This window comes from Dyella humi (assembly GCF_044904605.1).
GTDB lineage: Bacteria > Pseudomonadota > Gammaproteobacteria > Xanthomonadales > Rhodanobacteraceae > Dyella_B > Dyella_B humi.
In genome coordinates this window covers 35,350-53,143 of the sequence record NZ_JADIKI010000022.1, presented here as the reverse complement: position 1 = coordinate 53,143, position 17,794 = coordinate 35,350, and the positions used below count along the sequence as shown (strand labels likewise).

The window sequence follows — 17,794 nt, the reverse complement described above, 5'->3', positions numbered from 1 at the left end:
GATATTTGGCGAAGCGATAACGCTTAGGGTGTCAGGGGCTGCACCATCGGGTTGATCGCGCCAAAATCGGTGATGACGTCGAATTGCGCCTTCACATCGCCCGTGGGACGACTGCTCAGTTCGCTGAGCGGAAAGGTCGTGGTGCCGCCAGGAGCTACCATGCCACCTTTCTCGCCTTTCTCGCCCTTTTGGGAGATGCTGCGCTCGCCCATCTTCAGGCCCACATGGGCGAAGTTGACGTAGTACGGCGTCGGGTTAGTAACTTGCAGGGCCATGCCTTTGCCACCTTCGCCGTTGACCAGTTTCCAGGTCAGCTTTTCCGGTGCGCTATTGACCGTACCGGGCAAACCGGCTGGGCGGAAGAACAGCTTGATGCGGGTGCGGAAAGCAAACTCCAACAGATTGCGGCCGTCATTGGCCGACTTCGGCGGCACTTCGAGCACGTTGACCCAGAACAAGGTTTCTTTGTCGGTGGGCAGCGGCTCTTTGGTATACATCACACGTACGGCTTGGCCCTTAGTTGGGTCGAGCCGAAAAAACGGGGGTAACACCTCGAACGGCACCTTGGATGAGGTCGGGGTGGACTTTGCATCACCATCATCGAGCCATACCTGCACAAGCGCAGGCTTGACACCTTGATTGGTGAGCTTGATGGTGACTTCCTTTTCCTGGGCGGGGTACACCACGCGCGTGCCGCCGATCACCACACTGGCTTCGGAGCGACCGGCAAAGATGCCCGCGCAGAGAAACAAGCCAGCCATGGCATAGCGCATTACGTTAGTCATACATCACCTATCGGAAGGGTAAATCGACGGCCGTCTAGACGGCCGTCGATGTGGAACCACAACGTGTTAAACGATCAGTTGTAGGTGACCGCGTACACAACGTTCGTGCTGACCAGACCCGGGGTCGCCGCACCATTAACAGCAAGGTACTGTGCGGTGAACGGGATCGTCGCCGTGTTGTTGGCAATCGTCGCTGTGCCGGCAACGGCGCCCGCACGCAGATCGATCTTCGTGCTGGTGCTATCCAACAACTCGATCTCCGTGTTGGTGGCTTCGCCGGTCAGGGCATTGGAAAGGGCACCAGTGGCGGCATCGACGTAGATGCTGGATGGCAGGAACGACATCGAGGCGACTTTGCCGTCCTCGCAGGTGCCCTGGCCCGGGCCACCGATGATCACGTCGAATACCTTCGGGTTGGCGGTATCGCCAGCGGCTGCCAGCGTGCTGGCATCCACCTGATCGAGGGCTACGCTGAAGTTGCCGGTGCCACCGGAGGTGCCGGTGCCGCCGGTAACGGTGCAGGTAGCGTCGGTGACCGAGCCGGTGAAAGTGATGGTGCCGCCCGAGGAGCTCTGCGCACTGGCCGAACCAGCAATAGCGAGGCCCAGGGTGAGAGCAATCGCGGAGACGATCTTGATCTGCTTCATTTGATGAAATCCTTAAGGTTTGGTTTGCTGTCATTCGCTGGTTGGCGAATTGCCTTCGTTACCTGCCACAAGACCGGCAACAAAGAAGGAAGGAGCAAACGCGTAAAAGCGTGCCTAATCCGAAATTCGCCCATAAGGAAATGCTCGGAAGGACTTTGCCTTCACGAGGTTGTCTCACCTATGGAGTTCGTCTTAATCACTGCGGAGTAGCCCATATCGTTGCAGCTACTCAAAGCGAACCGCGTGCTCCGTTAAACAAACTTTAAGAAGCATGGCTGGCAAAGGAAATCGGAATAGCACTAAAAACCAAGTGAGGTTTCCGCGCCCTCATTCTGGAAGCTGTCCACGCGGTCCTTGGGACAAACTCTAAAAAGCGGAGCCGGCGAAAGAAGTCGTACTAATCCCAAAAATCGCTGAAAAGTGATTTCACCTATCGCTCTCGCTTATGGAAAGCGATTGAGCGGAAAAGATAAGCGCGCTTTAGCACAATCATAGTCATGATGCCGACTGCGGCACCTCATCGATCAAAGGTCGCTCAATGTCGCGTCACCGCGATCCACTTGGCGATTTCCTTCTGCAACTCTTGTAACGCTTCAACCGCGATCGTGTCGTTGGCGGCCTTGGCCAGTTCCTCGACGTGGCCAGCCGCTTGCGCCATGCCATCGGCGTTGATCATCAGCGCGGCACCCTTGATGCGATGCGCGAAATGGATGGCGTTATCGCGATCCTCACGCGCAAGTGCATCTTCCAGTGCCTGCGCATCCTCTTCGATGGATGCCTTGTACAACTCGAACATGTCGATCGCCGGGTTATCGGCCACCGCGCGCGCGATGGAGGGCTCAGTCTGCGGAAGGCGATCCAGCCACAAGCCGAGCATGCTGCGCAGTTCGTCCAGCCGCAGCGGCTTTTTCAGCACGCTATCCATGCCGCTGTCCATACAGCGTTTCAGATGAGCCGCATCGGTCGCCGCGGAAATGGCGATGACGGGCACGCGCGGCAGCTTTAGCCGCGTTTCGCGTTGGCGAATGCGTCGCGTGGTCTCGTAGCCGTCCATCTCAGGCATATGGCAATCCATCAACACCAATGCAATGTGTTGCTGCCCGATCGTTTCGATCGCCGCGCGGCCATCCGGAACCAGCATCGTCTCGACGCCGAGCGCACGCAATTGCTCGGCCATGATGAAACGATTCTGCGGATGATCCTCCACCACCAGCACGTGACCAGCCGATCCGAATGCTATTTCGCTTTCGCTCACCGAAGGCATCTCCGATTCCATCGAAGCGGCAACCAGGCGCACCGGAATGCTGAAGCTCACCGTGGTGCCGACGTCCTGTGTGCTTTCAAGACTGATCTGCCCCCCCATTAGCTCGACCAATTCCTTGCAAATCGTCAAACCCAGACCGGTACCGCCGTACTGGCGCGTGGTGGCGCTGTCGGCCTGCACATAAGCCTGGAACAACCGGCTTTGCTGATCCGATGGAATGCCGATGCCGGTATCGATCACGCGCGCATGGATATGGCCCTGTTGGCCGGACTCCCCTTCCACACGCAGATCCAGCGTGATACTACCCTGCTGGGTGAATTTCACGGCATTGCCAAGCAGATTCAGCAGAATCTGACGCAGACGTGTCGGATCGACTACAGCGTGAGCGTGCGAAGGATTGTCCGCCGACAGGTGAACCGGTAGCGCTTTGTCACGCGCTTTGACCGTCACCACATCCACCACTTTTTGCGCCAGCCGCTCGATGTCGGTCGGCATGGTTTCCAGTTCCAGCCGATGGGCATCGAGCTTGGAGAGATCGAGCACATCGTCCAACAAGCCCAGTAAGGCTTCCGAAGCAGTCGACGCGGTGAGCGCGAGCTTGTGTTGATGCGGATCAAGGGTCGAGCGTTGCAGCATCTCGATCGAAGCAAGGATCGCGTTCATCGGCGTGCGGATTTCATGACTCATTACCGCCAGGAAGCGCGATTTGGCCAGTTCGCTCTGCTCCGCTTGGCGCATCGCCACCCGCGCCCGGTACGCGAACCAGATCAGCAGCAAACCCGCTACACATGCCGCCCCCAACTCCGGCAGGTATTGCATGATAAGAGAACGCAGCGTAGGCGCGCCGTAGCCAGCCTCTTGCAGTGCGCGGTCATCCATGACATCCGTCTCTTCCGCCGACAGGTTTTTCAAGGTCTTCGAGATGATGGAATACAGCAGCGGCTCGTCCTTGCGCACCGCCATTTGCAGTTTCACCGGCAAGTCGTCGATCACACCGGCAATGCCGAGCCGGCGGCTGTAGTTTTGCCGCAGTAAAGGTTGCAGAACGGCAGCGCTACCCAGTGCCGCATCCGCTTTTCCACTCGCGACCGCCGCCAGCCCTTGCGAGGGCCCGACGACCAGTACTGGCTTAATGGACGGAAGCCGGTTGGTATAGAAGCGTATGCTGGAGGCGTCGCCGTAGATCGCCACGCGCTCGCCTTCGAGTTCGCCCGGATCGAGAATGCTCGGATTGTCGGCCCGCGTCACGATCGCGGTTGGCGACGAAAAATAAGGTTCCGTGACGACTACGCGTTCCTGCACATCTTGCTCGAGCCTGGTGTAGAACGCGACGGGTAGGAGGTCCACGCTGCCTTCCCGAATGGCCTGCTTCGCTCCGCTCCAGCCATCGGTAGGTACAAGCTGAAACCGCAACCCGGATTTCCGAGCAATGGCTTCAAGATATTGAGCCGTCACTCCCTTATAGACACCATCTTCGACGTAGCTGACAGGTCTCAGCTGCGTACCCACGGCAAAGTGGACCACCGGGTGATCCTTGATCCACTGTCGTTCCTGCGCGGTGAAAGCCGGTTTCTCGGCATGCAGGGTTCCCGCCCATCCTGCCAGCACCAGCAGGATCGGGAGCATGCGCAAAAAAAAGCGGGTCATGATCGTTCCAGCTGATGCCGGATCTTGAACAACTCGCTGTCGTTACGAATGCCGAGCTTGCGATAGGCCGCAGTCTTCTGCGCGCTGATCGTGGTGATGCTGCGCGAGAACTTCACGGCGATTTCCGTGACGGACATGCCGTCCAGATAACAGCGAAGCACCTCACGCTCACGAGGCGAAAGCTTTACATCATTGATCAGCGCCGACTCACCCGTATGTTCTGATAACTCGGTCGGCTGCGATGCAATTTCCCGGGACATCTCTTTGCTAAGATAAACGCGCCCCGCGGCGACGGCACGAATGGCCGTTATCAATTCCTTCTGGTCCTGTCCTTTTCCGATGAAGCCACGTGCGCCAGCCTTCATCGCCAGCGCGATAGTCGCCGCATTATTGTGCGCGGACATTACCAGCACTTTCTCGTTGGGGAAGCGTACCTTCAATGCACGGATCAGGTTGAGGCCGTCGACCTCTGTAGGTCCAAGCGAATAATCGACGATCAGCACATCGGCTGTTTTGTCGCGCAGCGCGGCGAACAATTCGCGGCTGGTGGTAAAGCTGCCGATCACATCGATGAGATGTTCCTGCTTGAGCAAAAGCTCAAGCCCACGACGCATCACCTCATGGTCGTCTAGCAACATCACGCGTAAGGAAGACGTCACTGTATAGGCCGACATGAAACTATCCTTTTGACTAAGATACGGATCACGCGCTGGAGGATGCTGCGCACGGACCGTAGTGAAGAAAGTCCATGTTTGATGCGGTTGGACGAATATCTCCTTCTTCGTCTGGCGACAACAACCGCCAATTTCCTGAATCACTTCGTACTGGAAGCGAGGCGGTTACAGCTATTCAGCCAACTACCACCCACGCAACCTTCCTTAGTCACATCGGAACACAACAGACGCACCCAATCTGGCCAAAGGCCGAGGGACTTTTACAGCACTGTGAGCCATTATCCGATGCCATTGGGAACCTATACCTGACTAGTACCACAGCGAGGAGTGCCCAGCCGATGGGCAAGCCACCCGGCACGCCTCGGGATAGCAGCTCAACGCCGTTGGTCGCGCACCAGCCTGCCAACCCGCAATAAATCTTACTCTGACCACCAGGCATCCCGGTGTTGTGTAGTTATGCCACGGCGATCGAATGAGCACTTGGATTTCGGATACTTTTTAAATACCGCCGGTCGGTTTGATCCGATACTTCTTTTCAGGTCATCCAACCGTGAATCTAGGCTTGCCACCGCGAGCGCCTGCCGACACCACCCTATTGGGCGAAGCCTCCCAAGCCTTGCGGGAAGGCACCCAGCCATGCGCCCCGCACGCACCTCCCTGCAGCGGATACAGGGTTTCCAAACCGAACCACCAGGCAAACAGAGACGGCATGGATGAACGGGGCGCCCTTGCGGGTGCCCATCAACGGTAACGCCGTTGCGCCTTCGACAGGCTGCAGCCGGCATCCCATGCCATCCGGTGGACGACGATGATACTGCGACTTGCATACCGGCTCATCATGTTATGCGTACTGGTGCCGGCTATCGGTTGGGCGCAGACGCGGGAGCTGTTCACGCCCGAGGAACAAGCGTGGTATGCGGGGTATCCGGACTGGCATCCCTTCGAGTACATCGACAACGGCAAAGTTTCCGGCGTGGCGCTCGAATACTTGGCGGCAATCTCCCGTACCAGTGGACTCACCTTCCAACCCGTGCTAGAGGCAGACCCGACGCAGAAGCACCAGGCCGAGCGGGCGCTGGATCGCGGCGAAGTCGACCTGCTTCCCGCGGTCGCTTCGGAAAACTTCACAAAGACCTCCGCCCATCCACACGCCCTGCTCAGCGATCCCTATTTCGTGGGCACCGCGGTGATCATCACGCGAGACTCCTCGCCGCCGGTCTTCGCGCTGGAAAAGCTGCGGGGCATGCGCGTAGCGGTACGTGGGCAGGGCTTTCTATGCCAGCTTTTGAGCGAGCGCTTTCCGGATATCGTTCTTGTGCCACGCGCCAACGCCGAAGAAGTGCTCAAAGCCGTCGCGCAAGGCAAGGCGGACGCGGCGATCGGCATCGACGCGGCATTGATGCCGGTGTGGCGGCGCAAGTACCTCAATACCCTGCACATTTCTGGCACGGTCAACGATGCCTTGCTCAGCATCCGCATGAGCGTTCGCAGCGACATGCCCGAACTGATGTCGATCATCAACAAATCGATGACCTCGCTCACCGCCAAGCAGACCGACGATATGCTAGCGAAATGGATGGGCGATACCGATTACGGTGCGCCATCGTGGCGGGTGCTGGTTCGCTTCCACGTGCCGGAAATGCTGACCGCTGGAACGCTGCTAACGGTGATCATCGCCCTACTTCTGATCGCGCGCCGGGATCGGCAGCGCGCCATCCGCAGTGAACGCGACAAGGCTGCTTTCCTTGCCGTGATGAGTCATGAGATCCGCCTGCCGCTCGGCGCCGTGCTTTCGTCTGTGGACCTGCTACGGCAGACCTCGCTCGACGGCAAGCAGCAGCAGATCGTCGACAACGCCACCACGGCGGCCGATGCGCTGCATCACCTGCTCGATAACGTACTCGATTTATCCAAGCTCGAGGTCAACGGCATGAAGCTGGAATGGCTGCCGTTCGAGCTTGAAAAGCTTGGTCACGACGTGATCGAGATCGTTCGCCACAAAGCACAGGCCAAACACCTGAAGCTGGTGTTTCGACCGCATATTCCCGCAAGGGCTGTTGTTGTCTCCGACCCCACACGATTGCGCCAGGTGTTGATCAACCTGCTGTCGAATGCCGTGAAATTCACAGAGCGCGGCAGTGTGGTGCTGGAAATGACATTGCATCAAAGCGAAGGCATGGACTTGCCGGCGCAATTGTCGATAGAGGTGCGGGATACGGGCATCGGCATTTCCGCCGAGCGTCGCAAGCGTCTGTTCCGTGCTTACGCGCAGGCCGATAACACGATCGCCCGTCGCTACGGCGGCACCGGCCTCGGCCTCAATATCTGTCGTCAGCTGATCGAATTGATGGGGGGCGTCATCGAACTGGATAGCGAGGTGAACGTCGGTACTACGGTGTCGTTCAATATTCCGGTCACGCTCGGAACGGCCGAACAATCCAAGTCGGCCGAGCCGGCTCGCCCCGCCACTGTTGCCGAACTGCCTCGCCGTAAACGCTCCTCATCGCCGAAACAGGCATCGATCCTGCTGGTGGAGGATCATCCTGCCAATCGATTCGTGATCGAACAACAGCTACAAGCCATTGGCTGTCATGTCACGTCCTGTATGGATGGCGCCTCCGCACTGCGGATGCAACATGCCGAATTGTTCGACATGATCCTGATGGACTGTGATCTTCCGGATATGGACGGCTATACGCTGACGCGCATGATCCGCGAACGCGAGAGCTCGACGCCTCGCCGCACGCCGATCCTGGCGCTTTCTGCGTCCACCGACGCCAGCCATCGCATGCGATGCATCGAGTGCGGTATGGACGGTGTACTGAGGAAGCCACTGCAACTGGCGCTGCTTCGCTCCGAGCTCGCCTTGTGGTGCGATATCGAGCTGCCGCCTGTCCCACCATCTCAAACAGACGGCAATCGGCAGCAAGACAATTGCGCCTGAAGCGCCGACAGACAGTGCCGGCATGACCTGCGTAGAATGATCACGCGACGCCCGCACGCTTCGACCAAGGAGCAACCGATCATGGCCACCGCCGCGCAAACCATTCGGGTGTCTCTGTTGGATGATCACACCTTGGTTCGGCTGGGCCTGGCTCGCTTCATCGAACAGCAGCCGGACCTTCTGCTTGCCGGAAGCTACGCATCAGGCGCCGAGACGCTACGGGATCTCGGGCCTACTCGTACCGACGTGCTCATCCTGGACTACGCACTCGCGCCAGGCGACATCAGCGGCCCCGAGCTCATTCTCACGTTGAAGCAGCAGCATCCCACACTCAGCATCATCGTCCTAACCGCCAGCATCGATGAAACGCGCATGTTCGCCTGCTTCGAAGCGGGCGCGTCAGGCATCGCACACAAGCGGCTCCCCTTACCCGAGCTGATGGATGCCATCCGCATGATCCATGGCGGGCAACGCTATGTTGACCCCAGCCTGATCCATCCGTGAGCCCGACGGGAAAACCCCGGAGCTCGCGAGTGTCGCGTATACAGAGTTGGCCACAAGCAACGGGCACAAAAAACCCCGCTTGGTCGCGGGGTTAGACGTTTTCCATGAAGCCGGATGGAACTTCATGGAAAAGTAGATGGCGCCCGAAGTTGGACTCGAACCAACGACCCCCTGATTAACAGTCAAGTGCTCTAACCGGCTGAGCTATTCGGGCGGGGAGCTGCATAGTTTGGGGAATCCGGGCCGAGGCTGTCAAGCCATGGCGGGCGTCGGATTTCCACTCACCTTCAGCTCGTGAGCACGCGGTAGCAGGGTACGTAGGCGCTGCCGCCGGGGAGCTTCATGCGGTGCTGTTGGACGAAGGCCTGCAGCAGTCGATCCAACGCACGCATGATCTCCGGCTCACCGTCGATCTCAAACGGACCATGCTGCTCGATGGCGCGCACACCCTCGTCCTTCACATTGCCGGCGACGATGCCCGAAAAGGCACGGCGCAAGTCGGCGGCCAGTTCGTGGCGCGGCCTGTCGCGATGGATGGCAAGCGCACGCATTGCCGCGTGCGTGGGGATGAAGGGCTGTTGGAACGCCAGTGGGATGCTCAGCGACCAGTTGAAGAAGAAGGCGTCCTTGTTGTCCAGACGATAGTTGCGCACCTTGTCCACGCCACGTACCGCCGCATGCGCCACCGCGATCGGATCATCCACGATGATCTTGTAGTGCTGCGCCACCTCGTCACCCAGCGCGAGGCGCAGGAAAGTATCGATCTGCTCGAAATAGGCGGCCGACTGCTTCGGCCCCGTGAAGATCAGCGGGAACGGAATACCGGCGTTGTCCGGATGCAGGAGGATGCCGAGCAAATAGAGAATTTCCTCCGCCGTGCCGACGCCGCCGGGGAACACCACAATGCCGTGTCCCATGCGCACGAACGCTTCGAGACGCTTTTCGATGTCCGGCATGATCACCAGCTGATTCACGATCGGATTGGGCGACTCGGCCGCGATGATGCCCGGCTCAGTCACGCCGATGTAGCGGTTCCTGCGGCGGCGCTGCTTGGCGTGTGCAATCGTTGCGCCTTTCATCGGGCCTTTCATCGCCCCAGGACCGCAGCCGGTGCAGATGTCCAGGCCGCGCAGGCCAAGCTGATAGCCGACCGATTTGGTGTATTCGTATTCGTCGCGCGAGATCGAATGGCCGCCCCAGCACACAACGAGATTGGGATCGATCTGCGGCTTGAGAATGCGCGCGTTGCGCAAGATCTCGAACACCGCGTGCGTAATACCCACCGTGTCGTGCAGATCGAAACCGCCTTGCTCCAACTGCGTGGATACGTAGACGATGTCGCGCACCACCGCTACCAGCAGTTCGTTGATGCCGCGGATGATATGTCCATCGACGAACGCCTTGGCCGGCGCGTTGGAAAGCTCGATCTTGATGCCACGATCCTGCTGCAGCACCTGGATGTCGAAGTTCGGATACTGCTCGAACATGCCGCGCGGGTCGTCACCGACGTCCCCCGAGGTAAGCACCGCGAGCGCGCAGCGACGCAGTAGGCCATGCAGGCCGGAGCCACTGGCATCGCGCAGGCGCACTACTTCGTTGCGAGAAAGGATATCCAGGCCGCCGGCCGGCGAAATGCGGGCGCTTGCCGTCGCGGGCTTGCCGGATTTGTCGATCTGCGTGTCGTTCATGTTGTCCGTCGTCTCCTGGAATTTCGTTCCGCCATACGCGCCTGCAATGTGCGTGAGCGGCCGCCTAGCATCTCGCTTCTGGTGCGGCGCGGTCAACGCCGTATGTCGCCCGCCCACAAAAAACGCCCTGCATGCAGGGCGTTTTGATATTCCGGGATTTGAATTCAACCGCGAGGTTGCCCCTTACCCCAACCCTCTCCCCCGTTATTGATCAAAAAGGGGGAGAGGGAGTCGGACGGATGACTGATTATCAGAAGAACGAAGCGCCGACGGTCACCATGTACGTACGCGGCTGCAGCAGGCCATAGGTCGGCGCGCTGGAGTACAGCGACGGGAACAGCTTCGCCGATGCCGCCGCGAGGAACTGCGCGGAGCTAACGTACGAGAACGCGCGCTTGTCGGTGAGGTTGGTCACGTTCACCTTGATGTAGGTCTTCTTCAGCCAGTCGAAATCGCCGAAGCGATAGCCTGCGCTGAAGTCGAACGTGGTGAAACCGCCGACGTGCTCGGTGTTCATGTAGTCACCGTACAGCTGGCTGGTGACGCGGCCATTGAGTTCCGCCCACAGACGCGTGTCGTCGTAGCTGAGCGCGACGTTGCCGATGTTCTTGGCCGTATCCGGCATGATCTTGCCGTTGGTCGGATAGCTGCCATCGCCGCCACCGTCGATGCTGCCCACGATCTCCGCCTTGGTATAGGTGTAGGAGGTGTAGACCGTCCAGGCCGGCGCGAACTTGTAGCTCACCTCGCCATTGAAGCCGCGCATGTGCATGCGGTGGATCGCGGTGTAATACGTCTGGCCGTTGGCGTTGTCGTACGCGCTTTCCTGCTTGTTGTTGTAGTTGCTGTTGTACACGTCAGCATTGGCCGAGATCGCATCACCGTAGTAACGCCAGCCCAGGTCGGTGTTCCAAGAGGTCTCCGGCTTCTGCAGATCGTTACCCGCGAACGAGTTGAGCAGCACAACCGTGTTGGTCGGCACGCGGAAAGTCTTGCCGCTGCCGATGTAGAACTGGTTCTTCTCGTCAAGCTGGAACTTGATGCCTGCAGTCGGCAACAGCTTGTTCCAGGATCTGTTGACGGACGTGTAGATCTGCTGCTTGCTAACCGAACCGGTGTACGAACCCGGATAGTCGTAGCCCCAGCCGCTGCGGTTGGCACGCAGGAATGCAGTACCGGCGGTGAAGGTCCACTGATCGGTCGGCGTCCAGTTGTCGGTGACGAAGCCCTTCTCGATCTCGGTGTTGGTGTACTCGTGGTAGTACGTCATCGGCATACCGTTCGGGTATGTGATGTAGTTCGAGTTACCCCACAAACTGGACGGCTGACCGTTGGCGTTCGCCTGGAAGTAGCTATTGTCCTGCGTCTTGCGTGAATCTTCGTACCAGAAGCCGTATTCCAGGCTGTTGTCCAGGCCGAAATCCTGATTGAACTTCACCAGCACGCCCGGGCGATAGGTGAGCGCGGCGGAGTACGAATACACGATACCCTGCTGGCCGGTGACGACCGAGCCGCTGTTGTTGACGTCCATGTTGGAATAGCCGAAGCGGTTGGTCGTTGCCGTGCTTTCGGTCACCGTCGCCGCCGAACCACCGCCACCGTTGCCGTACCAGAAGTACGGAATCACCGACAGGTGCAGGCTGTCAGCCAGCTTGAACTCGCCATCCAGGCTGAAGAGGTAGCTGCGGAACGGGTTGGTGCGCAGGCCGTAGTAGTACGTGTCGTTGCTGAGCGCGTTCTTCAGCGCGGTGCCGGTAAGACCCGCCAGCGGAATCCACGTGGTGTTGTAATCGGTGTAGTAACCGTTCTGTGCCACCTGCTGCTTACTGACACTTTCGTAGTTGATGTTGCTTTCGCGGTTGTACTGCAGCGAAGCACTGATCGAGTTGTCGCTGTCGATCGTCCACACCGACTTGCCATCGACCTTGGTCACATCCATGGTGCCTTGGCCGCGCCACTTGTCGGCGGTGTTGTCGGAGTACGACAACCAGGAACGTACCGGACCGAGATCGCCCGTGTTCAGGCGGAAGAAGGTGCGGCGATAGTCGTTGCCGCCGAAGGTCTGGGTGAAATCGACGCCGCCGTTATGCGGCGGATCGATGGTGGCCCAGCCGATGTGACCGCCGCTGGCGCCGGAATCGGGCATGTCCACATCGGGAATACCCTGCAGCACGGTGATGTCGCCCATGTTTTCCGAGTCGCCGTATTCGGTGGCGTACACGGAGTAGCTGCCGGTGTCGGTGATCGGCGCACCGTTCACGGTCATGCCGATGTCGGACGAGTCGTAGCCACGCAGGCTGTAGTGGCCGTTCGCCAGGCCCGTGACGTCATCGGTGGCCGCGTTCACGCCCGGAATGGTACGGATCATCTGTGTGAAGTTACTGCCAGGGCTAGCCTTCTCGATCGCATCGCGAGTGATCGTCGACACCGCCTTCGGCGCGATCTGCACCGACATCAATCCGCCGCCGAGCGACAGCGACTGGCCCTGCACCGTCACTTGCGACATCTGCTTCACGTCGCGCTGGGTGGCGTTGGACGTGGTGGTGTTGGACGTGCTGGATGCGTTGACGCGTTGCTGGGCCGCCGAATTGTCCTGGCTTGCCTGAGCCTGGTCGTTGCTGGCGGTCTGTGCCGCAACAACGCCCGCGGAAAAATAGAAAGCCATAGCAATGGCTGCGGAAAGATGCGTTCGTTTCATGAAGAGTCCCGTAGTCCAGTTATTTGATTTCGAGATTTTTTTGGCACCGCTCGTAATGACTGCTCGACCATTGCTGGCGACAACGCGATCTCAGCCGGCCATCCTGGCCGTTCGCGATTCCTCGACACAAAAAAGCTCGGGCTCATCTGCTGCATGAGCCGAGTGGCCTTCTCAGGAATCCCTAGGTTTTGCTTTTTCCAGTGGGACGAAGCGGAAGAGCTCCGACCCTTTGACACAACCCTGGACGAAACACGTGCAAGCTGATTCGCATGCTTCTCCAAGCCATTTGCTTATGCCCAGGCGAGGAGAAGACGGTCACGTATCCTTAGCGATACCTTAGCACGATCTCACGTTTCCCTTACACAAATTTTACAAAAATATCTCATTTGTGGAGATCAAGGGCGCTCTCCGGAGGAGGGTGAGATATGAGACAAATTCGCGCTCAGCACCGATCAACATGGTGCTTGCAATGGCGAGGTAATAGCGACGCTGGCAACCCTCTTCCGGAAGGAAGAGGGGATAGAGCTCAGGCGCCCTTGCCCAGATAACGCGCCCGCTTGGCCGGCTTGAGGCGTGCCAGATCGAGCATAACCAGGCCATCGACGCAGCCGGAGAAACCCGGGTCCTCGCCGAAGTCGAGGAACTGCACGCCATCGGGTTCGACCAGGTCCACGTATTGGCGATAGAGCACCGGCAGGCTCACACCCAGCGCATCCAGATGATTGCGCAGCTTGCCCAGGCCGCTGACCGAATCCAGACCTTCCAGTTCGCGACGCACGCCTTCGAGCACGTCTGCAGAAACCTTGAACGGCTGTCGCGCAGAGGCCAGGCCCGACACGCCGAAGTAATGCTGATGCGCGGCAGCGATCCACTCGCGCGCCTGGCGCGGCAGATTCACCGACATGCTGACTGGGCCGAACAGGTAGCGCAGGTCAGGATGGCGCTGCATGTACAGGCCAATGCCCTGCCAGAGCTGATCCAGCGCGCGTGAGCGCCAGTAGGCCGGAGCAATGAAGCTGCGTCCCAGCTCCAATCCTTGCGCCAGTCGCGATTCCAGCGCCGGCGAATAATTAAACAAGCTGGCGGTATACAGGCCGCTCATGCCGCGCTCAGCGATCAGGCGTCCGCCGTAGCCGAGACGATACGAGCCGACGATACGCAGCGCTTTCGGATCCCACAGCACGAGGTGTTCGTAGTGGGCGTCGTAGGCATCCAGATCGCGCCGTGTATTGGTGCCCTCGCCCACCTTGCGGAAAGTGAGTTCGCGCAGGCGGCCGATCTCGCGCAGCGCAGCGCCGTCGGTTTGTCCGCGCAACACGATCAGCTGCTTGCCATCGGCGAGATCGATGAGCTTCTCGCTCTGCGCCAATTCCAACGCTACGCGGTCGACGGGTTCGGGATGCGCCAGCGGCACCTGTCCGCCGAAGATCAAGCCGCGACGACGGCCGATGCGGTACACATGCCGACGCATCAGGTCGGCCGCGCGCTGCGAGTCGTCTTCACTGCGCTTGGCCAACTCTTCCGCGCTGACCAGCGCGCCCACGCTGAACCCGATGCGGCTGACATGCGTAGCGACCGCTTCGCGCGGCAGCATGGCGGTGCTCAGCGGTTTGGCCAACATCGACAGGCCATAGAACATGGCCGAATTGCGCGCGGCAACGTGGATGGGCAGCACCGGCGTCTTGCTGCGCATGGCCAATCGCGCGAAACCATCCGCCCAGCGCCCATCGCGCACGCCCGCCGGTCCCATGCGAGACACTTCGCCAGCCGGAAAAATAATCAGAGCCTCGCCACGGTCCAGCGCACGATAAATGTTGCGCATACGCGAAGCCGCGCCGCCGCCGAATACGTCGACCGACAGCAACAAAGGACCGAGTTGCGGTACGGCAGCCAGCCAGTCATTGCCGAGAATACGTACGTCCTTGCGTACCGAACCAACCAGGTCCAGTAAGGCCATTGCATCAAGCATACCTAGCGGATGATTGGCGATGACTAACACGCCACCTTCGACGGGAATATGTTCCCGCTCGCGCTGTACGACGTGATAGCTGCAACCCAACAGATCCAGGACCTGTTCGGCGAAATCGAACCCCTTGGTATCGGCAAGCCGATCAAGTACCCGATTGAAACCTGCCTCGTCAGCCAGCCGCCCCAACATGCCAACAACGGGTTTACGAATCATCGGATGCTGCGCGAGCCACGGCAGACGTTCGGTAAGGGCCTGTTCGACGTGAAGCATGACCGCCTCCCTTGGTTTTAATCCATGTTGCCGATCAAGTGTGACAACTGCGAGAAATCGCTGGGTCAAACTCGTACGGAACGCAAGAATACACGAAGGGTCCGGGACGGTTTCTTAAAAGCTCGTTCAAACCAATCGTGTCTTGCGACCTATCGTATTGATTCTGCTCACTGCAACGAACGTTGTCCTGGCCTGATCGTCATGCCGGCACAGGCTGGCATGGCGGGTTTCAGCGCGCGGCGTGGGCATCAAACAGCCAGATGCAGATACGCCGCGATGCCGCCCAGGAACATCTGCACCGACAAGGCGATCAACAGCATGCCCATCACACGCTCCAAGGCGGTAAGTACGCCTTCGCCCAGCCAGCGGAACAGGTAGGTGGAACTGAGCAGGATGATCGCCGTCGCCAGCCACGCGCATAGCAAGGCAATGGCCCAGTCCGCGGTGCGGCCCGGTTGCGTGTTGGTGAGCAGCAGTAAGGCCGCCATCGCCGAAGGGCCAGCCACGCCGGGAATGGCCAACGGCACGATAAACGGCTCGCCTTCACCGGCTTGCCCGAAAATGCCGCCTTCGGCCGGTGGAAAAACCATGCGGATACCGATCAGGAACAACACGATGCCACCGGCGATGCTGATCGATTCCTGCCGCAGTTGCAGCAGATGGAGAATCAACTGACCGCCCATCAGGAACACCAGCAATACCGCCAGCGCGATCAGCAATTCGCGCGCCATCACCACGCGACGGCGCTTGGGCGACACGTCCTTCAGCAGGCTGAGGAAGATCGGAATATTGCCGAGCGGATCCATGATCAGAAACAGCAGGATCGCCGCCGACATGGTGGTCATCTGCGTTTCCATCAGATCCCCTTTTGGTTAGCGCGCAAAATGCTGCGCGATCATGCCACGCGCAGGTCGAGCACGCCGCCGCGTGCGATGGCGGCTTTCTTGCTCAACAGATAGACCACCGCTTCGGCCGTGCTATCGGGCAACGGATGCTGCAGGGTGTCTTCGCCGAAATAGGCTGTGCGGCGCAAGGTGGTGCGCATCGGCGCGGGCAGCAATGCATGCACGCGGAACGCGTCTTCGTCGTGTTCCTCATGCAGGATGGTGACGAAGCGTTCCAGCGCCGCCTTCGATACGCCGTATGCACCCCAATGCGCACGACGCACCAGGTCGGGATTGTCCAGCACGAACACCGCCGCACTGTCGGGCGCGGCGGTAAGCAATGGCAGGCAGGCCTGAGTCAGCGCGAACGGCGCGGACACATTGACGTGCAAGCTGCGCAACCAGGCATCTGGCTTGTGCGTCGACATGGGCATCAGGCCGGCGAAACTCGTCGCGGTATGCACGATGCCGTCGAGCCGTCCGAGATCGCGCTGCAAACCTTCGGCCAGTGTCTCGTACTCGCGCGGCGTAGCAGTTTCCATGTCGAGCGGATGGATGATCGGCTCGGGCAAACCGTCGCGCACCATCGCATCGTAAAGCTGTTCCAGCTGACGCTTGCGTTTGCCGGTGATCACCACCGTGGCGCCAGCGCGTGCTACCGCGCGCGCCACCGAGCTGCCCAATCCGCCGTAGGCGCCGGTGACCAGCACTACGCGGCCGGCCAGTTCGTCGGCAGCCGGCGTCCAGGCGTCGGGCAGACGGTGCAGCGGCAGGCTCAAGCTCATGCGTGGTGTTCCCCTGCCACGTCGCTGGCCATGCGCGCCAATTCGCCGGAGGCTTTCAGATCTTCCACGATGTCGCAGCCGCCAATCAGTTCGCCCTGGATGAAAAGCTGCGGGAAGGTCGGCCAGTTGGCGTAGTGCGGCAAGGCGGCGCGGATTTCCGGATCGGCCAGCACGTTCACCGCATGGAACGCAGCACCGGCTTCGCTCAGCGCCTGTGCCGCACGGGCGGAGAAGCCGCACATGGGGAATTGCGGCGTGCCTTTCATGAAAAGCACGATGGGGTGCTCGGCTAGCACCGCCTTGATTCGCTCGTTGACGTCCATAACTTGAGATTCATCACTACAATGCAGCCAGCTTAGTAGTGTACCAGCCGTCCCGGCGCTCGGCCGGGTGGCCACCCGTTATCCTCAGCCAACGCCCAGGAGTTACCCATGGCGATCGAACTTCCCCCGTTGCCCTACGAAAAGAATGCGCTGGAGCCGAACATCTCGGCCGAGACGTTGGAGTTTCACTATGGCAAGCACCATCAGGCCTATGTGACCAACCTCAACAATCTGATCAAGGGCACCGAGTTCGAGAGCGCCGCACTGGAAGACATCATCAAGAAGTCGTCCGGCGGCGTGTTCAACAACGCAGCGCAGATCTGGAACCACACCTTCTACTGGCACTCCATGCGCTCGCCGAAGAGCGACAACGCTCCCGCCGGCAAGCTGGCCGATGCGATCAACAAGGCGTTCGGCTCGTTCGACAAGTTCAAAGAGGAATTCAAGAAGTCCGCCGTCGGCAACTTCGGTTCGGGTTGGACCTGGCTGGTGCAGCGTCCAGATGGCTCGGTGGGTATCGTCAACACCTCCAATGCCGCCACGCCGATCACCGGCAGCGACAAGCCGCTGTTCACCATCGACGTATGGGAGCACGCGTATTACATCGACTACCGCAATGCGCGCCCGAGCTATGTGGACAAGTTCTGGGATCTGGTGAATTGGGATTTCGCGGCGAAGAATCTCGCCTGATCTTCCGCTCTACTCCCTCTCC

The 17,794-nt window shown here is 59.7% G+C and carries 13 protein-coding genes and 1 tRNA gene; 3 read left to right on the top strand and 11 right to left on the bottom strand.

The genetic code is table 11. The features are described from left to right. Positions 1 to 23 precede the first annotated feature (23 nt). The 4 genes from ISP18_RS05235 to ISP18_RS05220 all read right to left on the bottom strand — a co-directional run bounded on the left by ISP18_RS05235 (position 24) and on the right by ISP18_RS05220 (position 5,017). A complete protein-coding gene (locus ISP18_RS05235; protein ID WP_380007618.1) occupies positions 24 to 785 on the bottom strand; it encodes a fimbrial biogenesis chaperone in 762 nt (253 codons plus the stop codon). A 74-nt stretch (positions 786 to 859) separates the two neighbouring features. Beyond that, entirely contained in the window at positions 860 to 1,432 is a 573-nt protein-coding gene (locus ISP18_RS05230; protein ID WP_380007615.1) for a fimbrial protein, read from the bottom strand. A 535-nt stretch (positions 1,433 to 1,967) separates the two neighbouring features. After that, a complete protein-coding gene (locus ISP18_RS05225; protein ID WP_380007612.1) occupies positions 1,968 to 4,343 on the bottom strand; it encodes an ATP-binding protein in 2,376 nt (791 codons plus the stop codon). Further along, entirely contained in the window at positions 4,340 to 5,017 is a 678-nt protein-coding gene (locus ISP18_RS05220; RefSeq protein ID WP_380007609.1) for a response regulator, read from the bottom strand. The genes ISP18_RS05225 and ISP18_RS05220 overlap by 4 nt, the downstream gene beginning before the upstream one ends. Positions 5,018 to 5,825: 808 nt before the next feature. Between ISP18_RS05220 and ISP18_RS05215 the strand changes: the two genes are divergently transcribed. Both ISP18_RS05215 and ISP18_RS05210 read left to right on the top strand, forming a co-directional pair. Then, positions 5,826 to 7,961 carry an ATP-binding protein gene (locus ISP18_RS05215; protein WP_404559250.1) on the top strand — a complete coding sequence of 712 codons (2,136 nt, stop codon included), beginning with the start codon at positions 5,826 to 5,828 and terminating at the stop codon, positions 7,959 to 7,961. Between the two features lie 81 nt (positions 7,962 to 8,042). Beyond that, a complete protein-coding gene (locus ISP18_RS05210; RefSeq protein ID WP_380007602.1) occupies positions 8,043 to 8,465 on the top strand; it encodes a response regulator in 423 nt (140 codons plus the stop codon). Between the two features lie 137 nt (positions 8,466 to 8,602). Here ISP18_RS05210 and ISP18_RS05205 read toward each other — a convergent pair. From ISP18_RS05205 to grxD, 7 genes are all read right to left on the bottom strand, one after another. Then, positions 8,603 to 8,679, bottom strand: a tRNA-Asn gene (locus ISP18_RS05205). Between the two features lie 73 nt (positions 8,680 to 8,752). Beyond that, entirely contained in the window at positions 8,753 to 10,153 is a 1,401-nt protein-coding gene (ppnN, locus tag ISP18_RS05200; protein WP_380007599.1) for a nucleotide 5'-monophosphate nucleosidase PpnN, read from the bottom strand. A 250-nt stretch (positions 10,154 to 10,403) separates the two neighbouring features. Further along, positions 10,404 to 12,851, bottom strand: a complete 2,448-nt coding sequence (locus tag ISP18_RS05195; RefSeq protein WP_380007596.1) for a TonB-dependent receptor — start codon at positions 12,849 to 12,851, stop codon at positions 10,404 to 10,406. Between the two features lie 526 nt (positions 12,852 to 13,377). Continuing rightward, the gene (locus ISP18_RS05190) at positions 13,378 to 15,090 is read right to left on the bottom strand and encodes a lysophospholipid acyltransferase family protein (protein WP_380007593.1); all 1,713 of its coding nucleotides are present in this window, start codon (positions 15,088 to 15,090) and stop codon (positions 13,378 to 13,380) included. A gap of 248 nt (positions 15,091 to 15,338) precedes the next feature. Continuing rightward, positions 15,339 to 15,935 carry a YhgN family NAAT transporter gene (locus ISP18_RS05185; RefSeq protein ID WP_380010922.1) on the bottom strand — a complete coding sequence of 199 codons (597 nt, stop codon included), beginning with the start codon at positions 15,933 to 15,935 and terminating at the stop codon, positions 15,339 to 15,341. A 50-nt stretch (positions 15,936 to 15,985) separates the two neighbouring features. Continuing rightward, positions 15,986 to 16,759, bottom strand: a complete 774-nt coding sequence (locus ISP18_RS05180) for an SDR family NAD(P)-dependent oxidoreductase (RefSeq protein WP_380007590.1) — start codon at positions 16,757 to 16,759, stop codon at positions 15,986 to 15,988. Then, positions 16,756 to 17,082, bottom strand: coding sequence for a Grx4 family monothiol glutaredoxin (gene grxD / locus ISP18_RS05175; RefSeq protein WP_380007587.1), 327 nt, complete (start codon positions 17,080 to 17,082; stop codon positions 16,756 to 16,758). Before grxD ends, ISP18_RS05180 begins: the two co-directional genes overlap by 4 nt. Before the next feature lie 108 nt (positions 17,083 to 17,190). Here grxD and ISP18_RS05170 point away from each other — a divergent pair, with 108 nt between their 5' ends. Then, positions 17,191 to 17,772, top strand: coding sequence for a superoxide dismutase (locus ISP18_RS05170; protein ID WP_380007584.1), 582 nt, complete (start codon positions 17,191 to 17,193; stop codon positions 17,770 to 17,772). The last annotated feature ends 22 nt before the right edge of the window (positions 17,773 to 17,794 follow it).

Coding starts and splice junctions, on each gene's coding strand:
- ISP18_RS05235 (WP_380007618.1), bottom strand. CDS start 785: ATGACTAACGTAATGCGCTATGCCATGGCTGGCTTGTTTCTCTGCGCG.
- ISP18_RS05230 (WP_380007615.1), bottom strand. CDS start 1,432: ATGAAGCAGATCAAGATCGTCTCCGCGATTGCTCTCACCCTGGGCCTC.
- ISP18_RS05225 (WP_380007612.1), bottom strand. CDS start 4,343: ATGACCCGCTTTTTTTTGCGCATGCTCCCGATCCTGCTGGTGCTGGCA.
- ISP18_RS05220 (WP_380007609.1), bottom strand. CDS start 5,017: ATGTCGGCCTATACAGTGACGTCTTCCTTACGCGTGATGTTGCTAGAC.
- ISP18_RS05215 (WP_404559250.1), top strand. CDS start 5,826: ATGATACTGCGACTTGCATACCGGCTCATCATGTTATGCGTACTGGTG.
- ISP18_RS05210 (WP_380007602.1), top strand. CDS start 8,043: ATGGCCACCGCCGCGCAAACCATTCGGGTGTCTCTGTTGGATGATCAC.
- ppnN (WP_380007599.1), bottom strand. CDS start 10,153: ATGAACGACACGCAGATCGACAAATCCGGCAAGCCCGCGACGGCAAGC.
- ISP18_RS05195 (WP_380007596.1), bottom strand. CDS start 12,851: ATGAAACGAACGCATCTTTCCGCAGCCATTGCTATGGCTTTCTATTTT.
- ISP18_RS05190 (WP_380007593.1), bottom strand. CDS start 15,090: ATGCTTCACGTCGAACAGGCCCTTACCGAACGTCTGCCGTGGCTCGCG.
- ISP18_RS05185 (WP_380010922.1), bottom strand. CDS start 15,935: ATGACCACCATGTCGGCGGCGATCCTGCTGTTTCTGATCATGGATCCG.
- ISP18_RS05180 (WP_380007590.1), bottom strand. CDS start 16,759: ATGAGCTTGAGCCTGCCGCTGCACCGTCTGCCCGACGCCTGGACGCCG.
- grxD (WP_380007587.1), bottom strand. CDS start 17,082: ATGGACGTCAACGAGCGAATCAAGGCGGTGCTAGCCGAGCACCCCATC.
- ISP18_RS05170 (WP_380007584.1), top strand. CDS start 17,191: ATGGCGATCGAACTTCCCCCGTTGCCCTACGAAAAGAATGCGCTGGAG.